The following is a 15315-nucleotide window of genomic DNA, read 5'->3' as shown; positions in this document are numbered from 1 at the left end:
GGCCCCGCCGGGCGGCGGAGTGGGCGCGCCGGCACACGGCGGGCTCCGGCCGGGTGGTCCGGCGTCGGCCGTGCTGGTGCGGAACCGTCGTGGCGGTCCTCTGCTACTGCCTGTCCCTCACGCCTTCGCTTCTGCCGCGCGCCTGGTGGCTGCAGGGGCTCGTGGCCGGTGTCTCGGCGGTCGTCGGATACGCCGTCGGGGCCGTGGCGGAGACACTCGCCCGGTTCATGCTCCGCTGGGCCGGCTTCCGTCTCCGTCCACGGGTCCGCCGCCGCCTCTGGGCGGTCCTCGGGGTTCTCGGAGCGGCCGCGGTCGTCGCGGTCACCGCCTGGAGCGTCCGCTGGGAGGGCGAGGTCCGGCGCGCGGTGAGCCTGCCTCCCCAGGTGGTCTGGTGGCAGTGGACGCTGGTCCCGTTCGTCGCCGCCCTGGTCGGCACGGTACTGCTCCTGATCGGCCGTACGGTGCGGCTCGGCACCCGCCTCGTCAGCCACCCGCTCGGCAGACAGATCCCGCGCCCGGTCGCCTACGCCACGGGGGTCGCCCTCGCCGCGTTCGTGATCGCCGGCATCGTCCAGGGCTTCCTGCTGCGCGGGGCGCTGGACGCGGTCGAGAGCGCCGCGTCCCTCGCCGACCAGGGCACCGCCGAGGGCGTCCACCGGCCCGACCTGCCCACCCTCTCCGGCACCCCGCGGTCCGCCGCGCCCTGGGACACGCTCGGCGCCAGGGGCCGCGACTTCGTGGGGACGGCCACCACCCGCGCCGACATCACCGCGTTCACCGGCCGTCCGGCGAAGGACCCGGTCCGCGTCTACGTCGGTCTGCGCACCGCCGACACCCTCGACGAACGCGCCGCCCTCGCCGTGCGCGAACTCGAACGCACCGGCGGCTTCTCCCGCAGGATCCTCGCGGTGATGGGCACCACCGGCACCGGCTGGATCAACGACCAGGGCAGCAAACCGCTGGAGTACATGTGGGGCGGCGACACCGCGGAGGTCGCCATGCAGTACTCCTACCTGCCGAGCTGGGTCTCCGCGCTCACCGAGGACGAGGCCGCCGCCACCGGACGCGCCCTCTTCGACGCCGTCTTCGACAAGTGGCGCACGCTTCCCGCCGGCTCCCGCCCCCGGCTCGTCGTCTACGGCGAGAGCCTCGGTTCCTTCTCCATGGAGTCCGCCCTCGACGGTTCCCTGCCCACGCTCACCTCGAAGACCGGCGGCGCGCTGTTCGTCGGGCCGACCTACGACAACCCGCTGTGGAAGAAGCTCACCGAGGACCGGCGGCCGGGCAGTCCCGAGTGGCGGCCGGTGGTCGGCGACGGCGCGCACGTGCGCTTCGCGCAGGTACCGGCGGACTACGGCATCCCGCCCGCGCCCTGGGACGAGCCTCGCGCGGTCTACCTGCAGAACGGTTCCGACCCCGTCGTCTGGTGGTCACCGGCCCTGGCCCTGCACCGGCCGGACTGGCTGGATCGACCGCGCGCCCGGGACGTCTCCCCGGCGATGCGCTGGTACCCGCTGTTGACGTCCTGGCAGGTGGCCTGCGACCTGGCCGGCGCGGACAGCGTGCCGGACGGTTACGGTCACCGGTACGGCACCCTGCCGACCAGCGCCTGGGCCGAGATCACCCGGCCACCGGACTGGACCGCCGCCGACACGGCGAGGCTGGCCGCACTGCTGGAGTCGGTGCGGGAGCCGGGCCTGCTCGACTGAGGCGCGGAAACCTCCACCGGACGCCTTCCGCGCGGCGCCCGGTCCGCTCCTCACCCGCTCGTCGCGCCTATCACCATCGCCGCTCCCGCCAGCACCGCCACGCTCGTCAGCGCCGCGGGCAAGGAGGTCCAGCCGGCCAGGAAACCGATCGCCGGCGGGCCCAGCAGCATGCCGCCGTAGCCGAGCGTGGACGCCGTCGCGACGCCCGACGGGCCGGCCAGCGCGCCCGCCCGCTCCACCGCCACGGGGAAGAGGTTGGCCAGACCGAGCCCGGTGACCGCGAAGCCCAGCAGCGTCACCCAGGTCCAGGGGGCGAGGGAGCCGAGGAGCATGCCGGCCGCCGCCGTGCCGCCGCCGAGGATCACGGTCCTGGACCGGCCGAGCCGCTCCAGCAGCCGCGTCCCGCTCGCCCGGCCGATCGTCATGGCCAGCGCGAAACACGTGTACCCGGCCGCCGCGAGCCCCGGGGAGGCGTCCAGGTCCTGCCGGAGGTGGAGCGCGCCCCAGTCGGCCATCGCTCCCTCGCCGTACGCCGTGCACAGGGCGATCAGGCCGAAGACGATCACCATGCGGCGGGTACGGCTGTCGAGGCGGCGCGGGGCGGCGTCGGCGGGCTGCCCGGTGTGGGCGGTCGGGGTGTCGTACCGCAGCAGCGTCGGGGCGGTGACGGCCGTGACCAGCAGGCCGATGACGGTGAGGGCGAGCAGGTGGCGGGTGGGGGAGAGGGAGCCGGCGACCAGGCCGCCGAGCCCCGCCCCGATCATGCCGCCCAGACTGAACGCCGCGTGGAAGGTCGGCATGATCGGGCGGCCGAGGGCGGCGACCAGGTCGACGGCGGCGCTGTTGAAGGCCACGTTCAGTCCGCCGTAGGCCGCGCCGAACACGAGCAGGACGGCCCCGAGCGCCGCCACCGAGTGGGTGAGCGGGGGCAGCGCGACGCTCAGGGAGAGCAGGGTCGCGCAGACGAGGGTCACCGGGTGGCTGCCGTGGCGGCGGCAGAGCCGGCCGGTGAGGGTCATGGTGATCACCGCGCCGGCCGAGACGCCGAGCAGGGCGAGACCGAGCGCGCCCACGGAGGCATGTGTCTGGTGCTTGATGTCGGGGATCCGCACCACCCAGCCGGCGAAGACGAAGCCGTCCATCGCGAAGAGCGCGGTGATGGTGACGCGGAGGCGGGTGAGGGCGGTGGTGCTTCCCGGCACGACGGTGTGCGAACGGGTTTTGTTTATTAGCGGCACAAAATCAGCGTAGGAGGGTGCCCCGTGGTGCCGCAAGGGGAGTCCCGGGCGATATGGCGACGGCCGGCGCGGCGGGCTCGCGCCCGTGATCCGGACACGTCTCTGCGGAACGCGGTATCTCGCCGCGAACAGCGGTGTTCTCGGTGATCCGCGTCGGTTCGCGGTGGTGAGGGCGGAGCGGGCGCCCGTCCGCGGGTGGACGTCCTTCGGGGCGTTCCCGGCGGGCGTCGGCGATCAGGTGTGCCGTGAGCGGTCGGCGACGGCCGCCAGGTAACCGCGCAGCATGACCTTCGCCTCCTCCAGCAGGGCCGAGTCGCCCCCGGGGTCGCGCCGGAAGGCCTCCTGGGCGAGGGTGTCGGCGGCGAGGACGGCGGCATGGCAGGCCCGGCCGAGCGTCTCCGGGTCGCCGGTGACCCCGAGCGCGAGCAGGACGCGGTGCACCCCGTCGGCCATGCGGCGCTTGTGCGCGCGGTCCGCCTCCCGGGTCCGGTCGGTCAGGCCGCTGCCGAACCACAGGGCCCGGAAGCCGTGTTCGGCACGGTAGAGGGCGGCGAACGAGTCGACGAGCACGTCCACGGGATCGTCCCAGTGCCCGGCGCCCGCGGCACGCACGAGGTCGTCCATCAGCCCTTCGAGCCGGGAGAAGTACGTCGCCGCCAGCGCGTCGATGATCGCGTCCCGGTCGGGCAGGTACTGGTACAGCGAACCGACGGACACCCCCGCCTCCGCCGCCACCCGCGTCGTGGTCAGTGCCGGCACGCCCTCGGCGACCAGGACGCGCTCGGCGGCCTCCAGCACCCGCGCCAACCTGGCCCTGCTGCGGGCCTGTCGGGGAGTCCTGCGCAGGGCGGACCCGGTCTCCTCGGGGATCGGCTCGCTCACCACGGGCTCCTGAATCTGAACGTGACTTTGTTTCAGGTTTACGTTAGCGTCGCGGCCATGACGGTCTCAAGCTCCGCGCTGGTCCAGGAGCGACGGGCGGTGGCGGACGCCTGCGGTCGGCTGGAGGCGGCGGGCCTGCTCTTCGGCACGTCGGGAAACGTCAGCGTGCGGGCGGGAAACCTGGTCGCGGTCACCGCGACCGGGGCTGAACTCGCCCGGCTCACCGCCGAGCAGGTGACGGTGGTCGACCTCGACGGAAACGTCGTCTCCGGATCCCTGCGGCCGACCTCCGAACTCGGCCTGCATCTGGGGGTCTACCGCCGCTACGGCGCCGGTGCCGTCGTCCACACGCACGCGCCCACGGCCACCGCGCTCTCCTGCGTACTCGATGAACTACCCTGTATCCATTACCAGTTGATAGCCCTCGGCGGCACGGTGCGGGTGGCTCCTTACGCCACCTTCGGTACCCCGGAACTCGCCGAGTCGGTACTCGCCGCCCTCGACGGCCGCAGCGCCGCGCTGATGGCCTCCCACGGCTCGGTCACCACCGGTGCCACCCTCGACCAGGCGGTCGAGAACGCCCTGTTGCTCGAATGGGCCTGCGACGTCTACCGGCGGGCGGCCTCGGTCGGAACGCCCCGCGTCCTCGACGCCGAGCAGCAACTCGCGGTGGTCGAAGCCGCGATCGCACGGAACTACGGCACCACTCAACCCCTGCGGGAGGACAGGCCATGAAGGTCGTCACGATGGGCGTGCACGTGCTGGACGTACTGGTGCGGCCGGTGGACGCGATACCCGAGGGCCAGGGCGCCACGCTGGTCGAGGACATCAGGATGACGGCCGCCGGGACCGCCGGCGGCACCGCGCTCACCCTGGCCAAGCTCGGCGCCACCGTGCGCAGTGCCGGAGCCGTCGGCGCGGACGCGACCGGCGGCATGCTCGTACGGCTGCTGGAGGACGCCGGAGTCGACACCGGGTTGCTCGTCCGCCGCGACGGCGTCGCGACCTCGGCGAGCGTGCTGCCGATCCGCTCCGACGGCGGCCGGCCCTCCCTTCATCTGCTCGGCGCCAACATCACGTACGGCGTCGACGACGTGCCCTGGGACGCCGTCGCCGAGGCCGACCATCTCCATCTCGGCGGACCGGAGTTGATCGGGGTCGAGGCGGCCGCCCGCATCCTGCGGTTCGCCAGGGAGAACGGTGTGACGACCTCGGTGGACCTGCTCGCTCCCGGGGCGCTCGGCAGCTTCGAGCAACTCGCGGCGGCCCTGCCCTACATCGACCAACTCCTCCCCAACGACGAGCAGGTGCTGGGATTCTCCGGCGAGGACGACCTGGTGGCCGGTGCGAGGAAGCTGGTCGACGCCGGAGCCGGGCTGGTCGCGGTCACCCGGGGCGGTGACGGCGCGCTGCTGGTCACCGCCGGGGGCACCGAGGCCGTCCCCGCCTTCGAGGTCGACGTCGTGGACACCACGGGTTGCGGCGACGCCTTCTCCGCCGGGTTCGTGCGCGGTACGGGGCTGGGCCGCGGCCCGCGCGAGTCCGCCGTGCTCGGCAACGCCGTGGCGGCACTGGTCGCCCGGGGGCTCGGCAGCGACCACGGAGACTTCGACCTGGCGGCCGCCGACGCCTTCGCGGACACCTGCGCCAGACGTACGTGAAACGTGACGTTCACCACGTGCGTCCCAGACGTCCGAGAGGTACCTTCCGTCCCGCGAACCGCTGAAATCCTGCGGATATCCGCCCACCTCCGCTGTCGGAGTCCCGACGGAGTCCGGCAACAGCTCGGTTAATAACTGCTCGCTGGTTGGTTACCGGAGAGTGAGCGGGCCATGATGGCTCCATGACGTTGGCCTCGCGTGCTCTGGCGCAACTGGCGACCTGGCCCGACCTGACCCAGGCGGTACCGAGCTGTGGCCTGGGTCAGGGAGTGAACTCCGCACAGGGCGAGATCGCGCACTTCCACTCGGAGCGCGACGTGGACCTGCGTCTCACCGCCCACGCCATCCGGCACTTCGCCAAGGACCTCAAGGGCACGGGGGCGATCCGGATCGTCCCGGGCTCGCAGTGGGTGACCATACGCCTCGACGCCGCCAGTGACGTCGACCTGCTGCTGACCCTGGTCAGCGTCGCCCTCCAGGCCGACCAGAGCTGGCCCGACCCGGCGGACCGGCCCGCGCTGGGCTGCAACGACCAGCGGGGCGCGGGCTTCGTCAGCGCGGACACCAGCGGCACCTGACCGCGTACGCGGGCCCGTTGGCCCCGGCCCGGCGCGGTCGCCGGCTCTCATCCACCTGTTCCGCGGCCGGGTCACACGGTCAGGACCCGGATCCCCGCCTCCTCGAACCGGCGCACCGTCTCCGGTGCCGCGGCGGTGTCCGTGACCAGCGTGTCCACCTGTTCCGCCGCGCAGATCCGGGCGAACGCCCGCCCCTCCAGCTTGCTGGAGTCGGCGGCGACGACCACACGGGCGGCACGCTCGCACAGCAGCCGGTTGATCGCGGCCTCCGCCTCGTCATGGGCCGCCGCCCCGTGCGCCACGTCGAAGGCGACCACCCCGAGCACCGCCACGTCGAGGGTGATCTGCCCCAACACCCCGTCCGCGAGCGGCCCGACGAGTTCGTAGGACTGCGGGCGGGCCACCCCGCCCGTCACCACGATCTTGAACTGGGGCCGTACGGCCAGCTCGTTGGCGATGTTGAGGGCGTTGGTGACGACCGTCAGCGCCGGTGTGCCGGTGGCGAGGTCGCCGCGCACGGCCAGGGCGCGCGCCACCTCCGTGGTGGTCGTGCCGCCGGTCAGCCCCACCGCCTCGCCGGGCGCGACCAGTTCGGCCACCGCCTTGGCGATCCGCTCCTTCTCCGAGGCCCGCCGGGCGGTCTTGTAGCGCAACGGCAGCTCGTAGGAGACCCCGTGCACCACCGCCCCGCCCCGGGTGCGCACCAGCATCTGCTGCTCGGCGAGCTGGTCGAGGTCCCGGCGGATCGTCGCCGCCGACACCGCCAGTTCCGCCGCCGCCTCCTCGACCTCCAGGCGGCCCCGCTCGACAAGCAGCTCCAGCAGCGCCTTCCAGCGGGCGTCGCGCGACATCCGCCACCTCCGATCCTCGGCCTCCAGGCGACCCTAACCCACCGCCCGGACCGCGCCGGAGTGCCTGATCGTGCCCGAAAGCCGGTTCTGTCCTGCGCGAACGGTCAGATCCGAAGGAGGGCGCGACCAGATCCGAAAGAGGGCGCGGCACGACGCCGGAGGGCACGCGGTCGTCGGTGTCCTCGGGAACTACCTCCGCTTGACCGCTTTCAGCACCACGAACTTCGGGTCGCTCGCGACCAGTTGGCTGTTGCCGAACAGCCTGCGGAGCTTCAGGTGGTAGCCCAGGTGCCGGTTGCCGACCACCCACAGCTCACCGCCCGGCCGCAGCGCCCGCTTCGCCCCGGTGAACATCCGCCACGCCGTCGCGTCGGTGGTCGCCTGATGGGAGTGGAACGGCGGATTGTTCAGCACCGTGTCCACGCTCCCGGCCGCGACCCCGGCCAGCCCGTCCCCGACCCGGAACTCGGCATGTCCGGGAACCCCGTTGGCCTTGTACGTGGCCTCCGCCGACGCCACCGCCTGGAACGACTCGTCGACGAACAGCACCTCCGCGGTCGGGTCGGCCAGCGCCACCGCCGTGCCGACGACCCCGTTGCCGCACCCCAGGTCCACGATCCGGCGCCCGCCCGCGGGCAGATGCCCCAGGAAGAACCGGGTCCCGATGTCGAGCCGGTCGGCGCAGAAGACCCCCGCGTGGTTGACGACCGTACGCCCGGAGACCGCGCCGATCCCGTCCGGGAGCCCGTAGCTGTACGGCCACGGGTTCGCCGGCCGCGCGAGCGAGGGGTCCGGGGCGCAGTGGATCAGCCGGGCCTTCTGCTCGGCCGGCGAGGTCCGGGTCGGTCCGAGGATCCGTTCGAACAGCCGCAGCGTCGACGTGTGGATCTCCTTGACCATCCCGGTGCCGATCACCACGGTGTCCGCGTGCACGGCCGGCGCCAGCCTGAGCAACTGGTCCTCCAGCAGCGCCAGGCTCTTCGGGACCCGCACCAGCAGCACGTCCACCCGCTCCGGCGGCGGGTCCTGCGTGGTGAGCAGCCGCACCGCGCCCGGCGCCACACCCGCGCGCGCCAGGTTCGCCCGGGTCGCCTCCTGGCTCAGGTACGAGTCGGTGATCTGCGTCGGTCCGTGCTCGGCCAGCGCCGTGACCAGTGCGCCCCAGCGGTCGCAGAGGACCACCACCGCGCCGGACAGCGCGGTCCGTTCCTGTGCCAGGTGCCTCAGCAGATACGCGTCGGAGGCGTCCCAGGCACGCAGCCGGTCGTTCGGATCCTCGGGGAAGCGGGACAGCTCGTACTCGCCCCACGCAGTCGTCATACGGTCGCTCATCGTGCTTCCAGGCTAGCGGAGCCGCAGATCAGGCCCGGTCGGGCAGGATGGGGGCATGGAGGACGAACTCTTCGCGAGGGCGCGCGCCCAGGTCGCGCCGGGCGCCGTGCACGTCCCCGACTGGCTGAGCGCGCCACACCAGCGCGAGCTGCTGGACGCCTGCCGGGAGTGGGCCCGGCCACCCGCAGGACTGCGCACGGTCCGCACCCCGCAGGGCGGCACGATGACCGCCCGCCAGGTCTGCCTGGGCTGGCACTGGTACCCGTACGCCTACGCCCGCACCGTCGTCGACGGCGACCACAGCCCGGTCAAGCCGTTCCCGTCCTGGCTCGGCGAACTGGGCCGCCGCGCGGTGACCGACGCGCTGGGCCCACAGGCGGCGGACGGATTGTCGTACGACGTCGCACTGATCAACTTCTACGACGCCGACGCCAGGATGGGCATGCACCGCGACGCCGACGAGCGGGCCGGGGCACCGGTGGTGTCCCTGAGTCTGGGGGACACCTGCGTGTTCCGGTTCGGCAACACCGAGACCAGGACGAAGCCCTACACGGACGTGGAACTGCGCTCGGGCGACCTGTTCGTGTTCGGAGGCGAGTCGCGGCTCGCCTACCACGGGGTGCCGCGGGTGCACCCGGGCACGGGACCGGCGCGGCTGGGCCTGACCGGACGGCTGAACGTCACGCTGAGGGTCAGCGGCTTCTGAGGTCCCCCCCCGCACGGAGCGCCCCCTGAACGCCGCGGGGAGGCCGCGACCAGCCCCGACGGGTGCCGCTCAGCGCGCACCGCCCTCGCGAGCGGGGACGCCTGCGGATCATGGGAGACTCGCTCCCATGAGCGGCAAGGCGGCCCCCGGCCCGACGGGGAACGGAACCTCGAAGCCCCGGTTGGACCGAGGGCGCGGCGCACTCGGCCCCGCACTGGAACTCGTGCACACCGGCCGCGCCCCCACCCGCGCCGTGCTCACCGCCGAACTCGGCGTCACCCGGGCCACGGCCGGTGCCGTCGCCGCCGAACTCGAGGCGCTCGGCCTGATCAGGGTCGACGCGCACCCGGGTGCCGCGGCCGGCTCGCAGGGGCGCCCCTCGCACCGTCTGGAGGTCGCCGAGCACGGTCCCGTCGCGCTCGCCGCGCAGGTCCACGCCGACGGGTTCCGGGCCGCGCTGGTCGGTCTGGGCGGCCGGATCGTGGCCACCGCACCCGGCTGCGAGACCGTCGACGCCGACCCGGCGAAGGTGCTCGGCTCGGTCGTGGAGGCCGGCGCCGACCTGCTCCGCGCCACCGGACTGCGGTGCGTCGGCGCCGGCCTCGCCGTGCCCTCCGCCGTCGCCGAACCGGAGGGCCTCGCCCTCAACCCCCTGCACCTGGCCTGGCCGGTGGGCGCGCCGGTACGCCGGATCTTCGCGGAGTGCGTGCGCGCGGCCGGGATCACCGGCCCGGCCTTCGCGGGCAACGACGTGAACCTGGCCGCGCTCGCCGAGCACCGGCACGGCGCCGGCCGGGGTTCCCGTGACCTGCTGTGCGTGGCCACCGGGCACCGGGGCGTCGGCGGCGCGCTGGTCCTCGACGGGCGCCTGCACACGGGGAGTTCGGGACTCGCCCTGGAGGTCGGCCACCTCACCGTCAACCCCGAGGGCCGTCCCTGCCACTGCGGCGGCCGGGGCTGCCTGGACGTCGAGGCCGATCCGCTGGCCCTGCTCATCGAGGCGGGGCGTGAACCCGGTCCAGAGGTGTCGCTGCTCCGGCAGGCCGAGGACCTGATCCGCGACCACTACGCCGACCCGACCGTGCGCAGGGCCGCCGAGACCCTGATCGACCGCCTGGGCCTGGGCCTGGCCGGTCTGGTCAACATCCTGAACCCCGACCGCATCATCCTCGGCGGCCTGCACCGCACCCTGCTGGAGGCCGACCCCGAGCGGCTGCGTGCCGTCGTCGCCGACCGCAGCCTGTGGGGCCAGAGCGGCGGGGTACCGATCCTGCCGTGCACGCTGAACCACAACAGCCTGGTGGGAGCCGCGGAGTTGGCCTGGCAGCCGGTGCTCGACGATCCGCTGACGGCGCTGCGGTGACCCGCGCGACACCGCGCGTCCCACCCGGGAGCCGCGCACCCGACGGCCGAACTCCGCACGAGGCGCGCCCTGTCGGCCACCCACGAGAGGTGGGCTGACGCCGCCCGACGGCGTGGACCCCGGCGGGCGCAGTCCGGCGGTCCGGGTCTACTCCCCGGGGGGTACGGCGACTGCCGCCGGTCGCACGACGACCCGGACCCCCTTCCGGAGCGAGTCTCGGTGCAACGCATCGAGAGGTTCCGGCAGAGGAGTTGAGCCGAGATGGAGTACCTGGCGAACTGGGACGGCGGGCCCGGCCCGTGGATCCTGTTCTTTCCGCTGGTGTGGGCGGCCGTCGTGATCGGAGTGGTCACCGTGTTGCGCCGCACCGCGTGGCGCGGGCGCGGCGGTCCCTGGCGCCCGATGACGACCGGGCGTCCCGCGGGCGACTCACCGCTCGCCGTCCTCGGCCGCCGGTTCGCCTCCGGCGAGATCGACGAGGACGAGTACTGGCGTCGACTGTCGGTCCTGGAGGAGCACTTCGGCCGGATCGGCAAGGGCGACACGGCCTGACGCCGTGCGGTGGTGCGGGTCGAGCCACGGGTGCCGTGGGGGCGCGCGGCGGCGGCCGCGCGGCCCGGCGCCCGCACCCCGGTCACCCGGCCGGCTCGCGGCGGTGCCGGAGGAAGAACTCACCGCCCGCTCAACTGACGGCAGCCGAGCGGGCGGGAGCGTGTGCGGTGGCGGGAGCACCGGCGGTCGCGGGTACCGCGGCGGCGGAGGGGCCGCCGGCCGCGGTCAGGACGGCGGAGGCACCGGCTGTCAGGTGTGCGGCCACCGGGGCGCCGGCGCCGGCCGGTGCGGAGGCGGAGGCGCTCAGGGTGACATGCCCGGCGGCCGGTGCCGCCACGGCCGCCGTTCCCGCCGCCGGCACGGGCCGGGGCACCGGCTCGGGCATGCGGCGTTGCGGGCGGGCCGTCTTCGGCGTGGCTTGCGGCGCGGGCAGGGTGAACCACACGACCTTGCCGTCGTCGTGCGGCCGCACCCCCCAGCTCTCGCTGACGGCGGCCACCATCGCCAGGCCCCGTCCGCAGGTGGCCATGGGGGCGACGTCCGTGTCGTCCTCGACCACCGGCAGCCGGGGATCGTGGTCACGGACGGACACCGTGAGCCGGTCGAGCTGGAGCTCGATCTCCACGGTGCAGTTCTTGTCGGGCTGGGCGTGCCGGTGGACGTTGGTCAGCAACTCCGTCACACCGAGCGCGGCCCGGTCGATCAACGGATCAAGGCGCCAGTAGCGCAACTGTGCAGATACGATTCTGCGGATCTGGCCGATCCGCGAGGGCAGGGCTTGGAGCTCCACCGAGCAGTGTCTGCTTGGGTGTTCGATCACGACTGCGACTCCCCGACGTGAGGTCCGGAAGAACACGGAGAACGGATCCAGCAGGCCGCCGCAGTCCATGGGGCCGCCTGCTGTTGTGGCCGGCGGGCTGGTTCGCAGCGTTATCGCCGGTAAACCCAGAGTGACGTGAGACAAGCGTGACCCAGTGCACACGGTCCCGCAACTCGCCGTGATTCAGTGGTCCCGACCGGCGGCCCGCCGTACCGCCTCGATGAAGCGGCGCGCGGGGGGCGGTCCGGGCTCGCCGGGCGCCGGATCGTGGTCGCCCAGAGTGAGCGAGTAGCGCTGCCCGTTGAGGTCGGCCAGGGCCCGGCCCTCCGAAGCGAACCAGGGCTTCGAGGCCCGGACCGCCTGCACGGGCGCGCTGTCGATCTCGCTGCCGTAGCTGGTCAGCAGCTGCAGCCTGCCGTCGCTTATCCGGACCTGCCCGGCCCGGGTGAGCGAACGCAGTCGCTTGTCGATCCGCACGCCCTTCGCCGTGAACTCCGGCTCCGCCATCCTGCCCCGCCCCTTTTCGAGTACCTCGGTGACCGGTCCGCAGGCTCGTGGCCCCGACCGGCGCGCTCCGGCTCGTATCGAGATCCCGTGTGCGCCCCCGTTCGGGACGTTCGTCCCGTCCGGTGGCAGTCTGCCCGCCTCCGACGAGGAGCACCAGTGTGCGCGAGCCGCCGGGCGGGGGGCGCTCGGAGCACTCGCGGCAATGCGCCCCCGAAACATTCGAGCCACCGTTCCCCAGGGGGCTTTGAGGCGCCCAAAGATGCGTTTATGCAGGTGGGAAGCGCTGTGAAAGCTGCTTATGATCGGTGCGTCGGCCGCGCCCGACGCCGTCGGCGCCCAGCGTAAGGAGCCCGCCGTGAGTTCCACCCCGCAGATCCGCACCGGCGCCACCCTCGACGTCGACCGCAGCGACGCCGAGTACCGCGACTGGCTCAAAGAGGCCGTCCGTAAAGTCCAGGCGGACGCGAACCGCTCGGCGGACACCCACCTGCTGCGCTTTCCGCTGCCCGAGGCCTGGGGCATCGACCTCTACCTCAAGGACGAGTCGACGCATCCCACAGGAAGCCTCAAGCACCGGCTGGCCCGCTCGCTCTTCCTCTACGGTCTCTGCAATGGCTGGATCCGGCCGGGCCGCCCCGTGATCGAGGCGTCCAGTGGCTCGACGGCCGTCTCCGAGGCGTACTTCGCCAAGCTGATCGGCGTCCCCTTCGTCGCCGTCATGCCGCGCACGACCAGCTCCGAGAAGTGCCGGCTCATCGAGTTTCACGGCGGGCAGTGCCACTTCGTGGACGACTCCCGGAAGATGTACGAGGAGTCCGCCCGGCTCGCGGTGGAGACCGGTGGCCACTACATGGACCAGTTCACCTACGCCGAACGGGCCACGGACTGGCGCGGGAACAACAACATCGCCGAATCCATCTTCCGCCAGCTGGAGTTGGAGCGGTTCCCGGAACCGGCGTGGATCGTCGCCACGGCGGGCACCGGCGGCACGTCCGCGACGCTCGCGCGCTACGTCCACTACACCCTGCGCGACACCCGGATCTGTGTCGCCGACCCGGAGAACTCCTGTTTCTTCGAGGGCTGGACCACCGGCGATCCGGACGTCGGCTGCGACTGCGGGTCCCGGATCGAGGGCATCGGGCGGCCGCGGATGGAGCCCAGCTTCGTGCCCGGGGCGATCGACCGGATGATGAGGGTGCCGGACGCGGCGAGCGTGGCGGCGGTACGGGCGCTGGAACGGGCGATCGGACGGAAGGCCGGCGGTTCCACCGGGACCGGCCTGTGGAGCGCGCTGAAGATCGTGTCCGAGATGGTGGCGGCCGGGCGCACCGGGAGCGTGGTGACGCTGCTGTGCGATCCGGGAGACCGGTACCTCGACAAGTACTACTCGGATTCCTGGCTGGAGGAGCAGGGGCTGGACATCGCGCCGTACGCGGCCGCGATCGACACCCTGCTGGCCACCGGGGTCTGGCCGGACTGAGGCGGGTCGCGAACGTCCCGCGTGCCGGCGTCGCGGCGGGGCGGACGTCGCCCGGTGCGGCCCCGGGGCCTTCGGAGAGCGTCCTGGGCCGGCCGCCGCCCGATTCGCGGTGCCCAGGAGGCGGCGCGCGGCGCCCGGCGCTCACAGCCCGGCGCTCACAGCCCGGCGTCCAGGGCCCGTATCCCCTCGCGGATCGCCCGGCCCATGCCCGGCGCCGCCAGCCGGCACACCGCGAGGAACGGCGCGGCACCGTCCAGGGCGAACGTCATCCGTACCCGGGTCCCGGTGCCGTGCGCGGTGAGGTGCCACTCCTCCAGCCAGGCCCGCGCGCCCGGTACGTTCGCCGCGTCCACCCGGTAGGCGTACACCTCGGGCGCCGTCGACGCGAGCACCGTCTCCTCGAAGCGGACACCTCCCCGGAGCCGCACCTCACGGCCACGCTCCGTCGGACGGGCCGACCGCACCCCGGGCAGCCACCGCGACCAGCCGGGCACGTCCTCGGCGAGGGCCCGGAAGACCGCCTTCGGCGCCGCCCTCATCTCCCGTCCGAACACGAGCCGTACGGGTGCGGTGTCGACGAAGTCGAGCCCTACCGGGCGCAGTTGGTGAGCCATCGAGCCGACCTCCTCGTGAGACGCTGTCCCGAAAAGGTAACTGACGGCCCGTCAGCTGTCTGCACCGTCAGTCGGTTTCCCCCGCCACCACCAGCCGGCGCAGATGCTCGGAGACCTCCGCGCGCGCCGCGGCCGGCAACCCCGCGTCCGTGACCAGCGTGTCGACCTGCTCCAGCTTCGCGAACGAACTGAGCCCCACCGTTCCCCACTTGGTGTGGTCGGCGACCACCACGACCCGCCGGGCCGACTGCACCAGACGGCGGTTGGTCTCCGCCTCCGCGAGGTTCGGCGTGGACAGACCGGCCTCCACCGATATGCCGTGCACACCGAGGAACAACAGGTCGAAGTGGAGCGCCCCGATCGCCTGGTCGGCCACCGGGCCGACCAGGGAGTCGGACGGGGTGCGCACACCGCCGGTGAGGACGACGGTCGCCGCGCCCTGCCGCTGCCCCGAGACCCGCTGGGCGGCGTGGAAGACGTCCGCCACCCGCACCGAGTTCGTCACCACGGTCAGGTCGGGGACCTCCAGGAGCTGGTGGGCCAGCGCGTAGGTGGTGGTACCGCCGGACAGGGCGATCGCCGTGCCCGGCACGACCAGCTCCGCGGCGGCCCGGGCTATGTCCTCCTTGGCGGACAGCTCCAGCCCCGACTTGGCCTCGAATCCCGGTTCGTGGGTGCTCGCCTCGACCACCGGCACCGCACCGCCGTGCACCTTCTCCAGCACGCCCTGGCGGGCCAGCGCGTCCAGGTCCCGGCGCACGGTCATGTCCGACACGCCGAGCTTGCGGGTCAGTTCGTTGACCCGGACGCCGCCCCGGCGCCGGACCTCGTCCAGGATCAGGGCGCGCCGCTGCTCCGCGAGGAGGTTCTGGTTCTCACTCACGTACGCTCCGGTCCTCTCGACTCAAGCCGTCCGACACGCCCCGCGCACCTGCTCCGACCAGGACATTCCGCCCGGCTCCGGTGCGTGAGCGCCCCATCCTTTCACGGGACCTCGCCGGTTGCGCCACTCCCTGTGTCGC

At 73.3% G+C, this 15315-nt stretch carries 15 protein-coding genes and 1 pseudogene; 8 read left to right on the top strand and 8 right to left on the bottom strand.

The features are described from left to right. Positions 1-89: 89 nt before the first annotated feature. Positions 90-1709, top strand: coding sequence for an alpha/beta hydrolase (locus ACFY3I_RS26130; protein WP_390863142.1), 1620 nt, complete (start codon positions 90-92; stop codon positions 1707-1709). Between the two features lie 50 nt (positions 1710-1759). Here ACFY3I_RS26130 and ACFY3I_RS26125 read toward each other — a convergent pair whose 3' ends face one another. Then, positions 1760-2911 (bottom strand): MFS transporter, encoded by a 1152-nt coding sequence (locus ACFY3I_RS26125; protein ID WP_390863140.1) that lies wholly within the window; start codon positions 2909-2911, stop codon positions 1760-1762. 270 nt (positions 2912-3181) lie between these two features. Next, positions 3182-3829, bottom strand: coding sequence for a TetR family transcriptional regulator (locus ACFY3I_RS26120; RefSeq protein ID WP_390863137.1), 648 nt, complete (start codon positions 3827-3829; stop codon positions 3182-3184). 57 nt (positions 3830-3886) lie between these two features. Here ACFY3I_RS26120 and ACFY3I_RS26115 point away from each other — a divergent pair, with 57 nt between their 5' ends. From ACFY3I_RS26115 to ACFY3I_RS26105, 3 genes are all read left to right on the top strand, one after another. Continuing rightward, entirely contained in the window at positions 3887-4564 is a 678-nt protein-coding gene (locus ACFY3I_RS26115; protein ID WP_390863135.1) for a class II aldolase/adducin family protein, read from the top strand. Next, positions 4561-5490 carry a carbohydrate kinase family protein gene (locus ACFY3I_RS26110; protein WP_390863133.1) on the top strand — a complete coding sequence of 310 codons (930 nt, stop codon included), beginning with the start codon at positions 4561-4563 and terminating at the stop codon, positions 5488-5490. Before ACFY3I_RS26115 ends, ACFY3I_RS26110 begins: the two co-directional genes overlap by 4 nt. A 182-nt stretch (positions 5491-5672) precedes the next feature. Further along, positions 5673-6068, top strand: a complete 396-nt coding sequence (locus ACFY3I_RS26105) for a luciferase family protein (RefSeq protein ID WP_390863131.1) — start codon at positions 5673-5675, stop codon at positions 6066-6068. A gap of 71 nt (positions 6069-6139) precedes the next feature. On the opposite strand, the gene ACFY3I_RS26100 is transcribed toward ACFY3I_RS26105, so the two are convergent. Together ACFY3I_RS26100 and ACFY3I_RS26095 are read right to left on the bottom strand one after the other, a co-directional pair. Then, a complete protein-coding gene (locus ACFY3I_RS26100; RefSeq protein ID WP_365287309.1) occupies positions 6140-6919 on the bottom strand; it encodes a DeoR/GlpR family DNA-binding transcription regulator in 780 nt (259 codons plus the stop codon). Positions 6920-7108: 189 nt separating this feature from the next. Further along, entirely contained in the window at positions 7109-8239 is a 1131-nt protein-coding gene (locus tag ACFY3I_RS26095) for a methyltransferase (protein WP_390863129.1), read from the bottom strand. Positions 8240-8306: 67 nt separating this feature from the next. On the opposite strand from ACFY3I_RS26095, the gene ACFY3I_RS26090 reads away from it, so the two are divergent. The 3 genes from ACFY3I_RS26090 (at position 8307) to ACFY3I_RS26080 (ending at position 10872) form a co-directional block, all read left to right on the top strand. Beyond that, positions 8307-8957, top strand: a complete 651-nt coding sequence (locus ACFY3I_RS26090) for an alpha-ketoglutarate-dependent dioxygenase AlkB family protein (RefSeq protein WP_390863127.1) — start codon at positions 8307-8309, stop codon at positions 8955-8957. Positions 8958-9084: 127 nt separating this feature from the next. After that, a complete protein-coding gene (locus tag ACFY3I_RS26085; RefSeq protein WP_390863125.1) occupies positions 9085-10320 on the top strand; it encodes an ROK family protein in 1236 nt (411 codons plus the stop codon). A 261-nt stretch (positions 10321-10581) separates the two neighbouring features. Then, a complete protein-coding gene (locus ACFY3I_RS26080) occupies positions 10582-10872 on the top strand; it encodes an SHOCT domain-containing protein (protein ID WP_390863123.1) in 291 nt (96 codons plus the stop codon). 385 nt (positions 10873-11257) lie between these two features. On the opposite strand, the pseudogene ACFY3I_RS26075 reads toward ACFY3I_RS26080, so the two are convergent. Further along, positions 11258-11692, bottom strand: a pseudogene (locus tag ACFY3I_RS26075) (ATP-binding protein); the annotation flags it as partial. 183 nt (positions 11693-11875) lie between these two features. Then, on the bottom strand, positions 11876-12199 hold the full coding sequence (locus tag ACFY3I_RS26070; protein ID WP_365287319.1) for a hypothetical protein: 324 nt from the start codon (positions 12197-12199) through the stop codon (positions 11876-11878). Between the two features lie 355 nt (positions 12200-12554). Between ACFY3I_RS26070 and ACFY3I_RS26065 the strand changes: the two genes are divergently transcribed. Continuing rightward, a complete protein-coding gene (locus ACFY3I_RS26065; protein ID WP_365287321.1) occupies positions 12555-13679 on the top strand; it encodes a PLP-dependent cysteine synthase family protein in 1125 nt (374 codons plus the stop codon). Between the two features lie 155 nt (positions 13680-13834). Here the strand turns inward: ACFY3I_RS26065 and ACFY3I_RS26060 are convergent, their stop codons facing one another. Then, positions 13835-14293 carry an SRPBCC family protein gene (locus tag ACFY3I_RS26060; RefSeq protein WP_390863121.1) on the bottom strand — a complete coding sequence of 153 codons (459 nt, stop codon included), beginning with the start codon at positions 14291-14293 and terminating at the stop codon, positions 13835-13837. A 67-nt stretch (positions 14294-14360) separates the two neighbouring features. Continuing rightward, positions 14361-15176, bottom strand: a complete 816-nt coding sequence (locus ACFY3I_RS26055) for a DeoR/GlpR family DNA-binding transcription regulator (RefSeq protein WP_365287325.1) — start codon at positions 15174-15176, stop codon at positions 14361-14363. Between the last annotated feature and the right edge of the window lie 139 nt (positions 15177-15315).

The organism is Streptomyces sp. NPDC001068 (assembly GCF_042897315.1).
GTDB lineage: Bacteria > Actinomycetota > Actinomycetes > Streptomycetales > Streptomycetaceae > Streptomyces.
The sequence above is the reverse complement of the archived record's forward strand: the minus strand, read 5'-3'. Positions and strand labels throughout refer to the sequence as shown.

What these genes read in the sequence shown, in the direction of transcription:
- ACFY3I_RS26115 (WP_390863135.1), top strand. Translation starts at nt 3,887, where the DNA reads ATGACGGTCTCAAGCTCCGCGCTGGTCCAGGAGCGACGGGCGGTGGCG.
- ACFY3I_RS26110 (WP_390863133.1), top strand. Translation starts at nt 4,561, where the DNA reads ATGAAGGTCGTCACGATGGGCGTGCACGTGCTGGACGTACTGGTGCGG.
- ACFY3I_RS26105 (WP_390863131.1), top strand. Translation starts at nt 5,673, where the DNA reads ATGACGTTGGCCTCGCGTGCTCTGGCGCAACTGGCGACCTGGCCCGAC.
- ACFY3I_RS26100 (WP_365287309.1), bottom strand. Translation starts at nt 6,919, where the DNA reads ATGTCGCGCGACGCCCGCTGGAAGGCGCTGCTGGAGCTGCTTGTCGAG.
- ACFY3I_RS26095 (WP_390863129.1), bottom strand. Translation starts at nt 8,239, where the DNA reads ATGACGACTGCGTGGGGCGAGTACGAGCTGTCCCGCTTCCCCGAGGAT.
- ACFY3I_RS26090 (WP_390863127.1), top strand. Translation starts at nt 8,307, where the DNA reads ATGGAGGACGAACTCTTCGCGAGGGCGCGCGCCCAGGTCGCGCCGGGC.
- ACFY3I_RS26085 (WP_390863125.1), top strand. Translation starts at nt 9,085, where the DNA reads ATGAGCGGCAAGGCGGCCCCCGGCCCGACGGGGAACGGAACCTCGAAG.
- ACFY3I_RS26080 (WP_390863123.1), top strand. Translation starts at nt 10,582, where the DNA reads ATGGAGTACCTGGCGAACTGGGACGGCGGGCCCGGCCCGTGGATCCTG.
- ACFY3I_RS26070 (WP_365287319.1), bottom strand. Translation starts at nt 12,199, where the DNA reads ATGGCGGAGCCGGAGTTCACGGCGAAGGGCGTGCGGATCGACAAGCGA.
- ACFY3I_RS26060 (WP_390863121.1), bottom strand. Translation starts at nt 14,293, where the DNA reads ATGGCTCACCAACTGCGCCCGGTAGGGCTCGACTTCGTCGACACCGCA.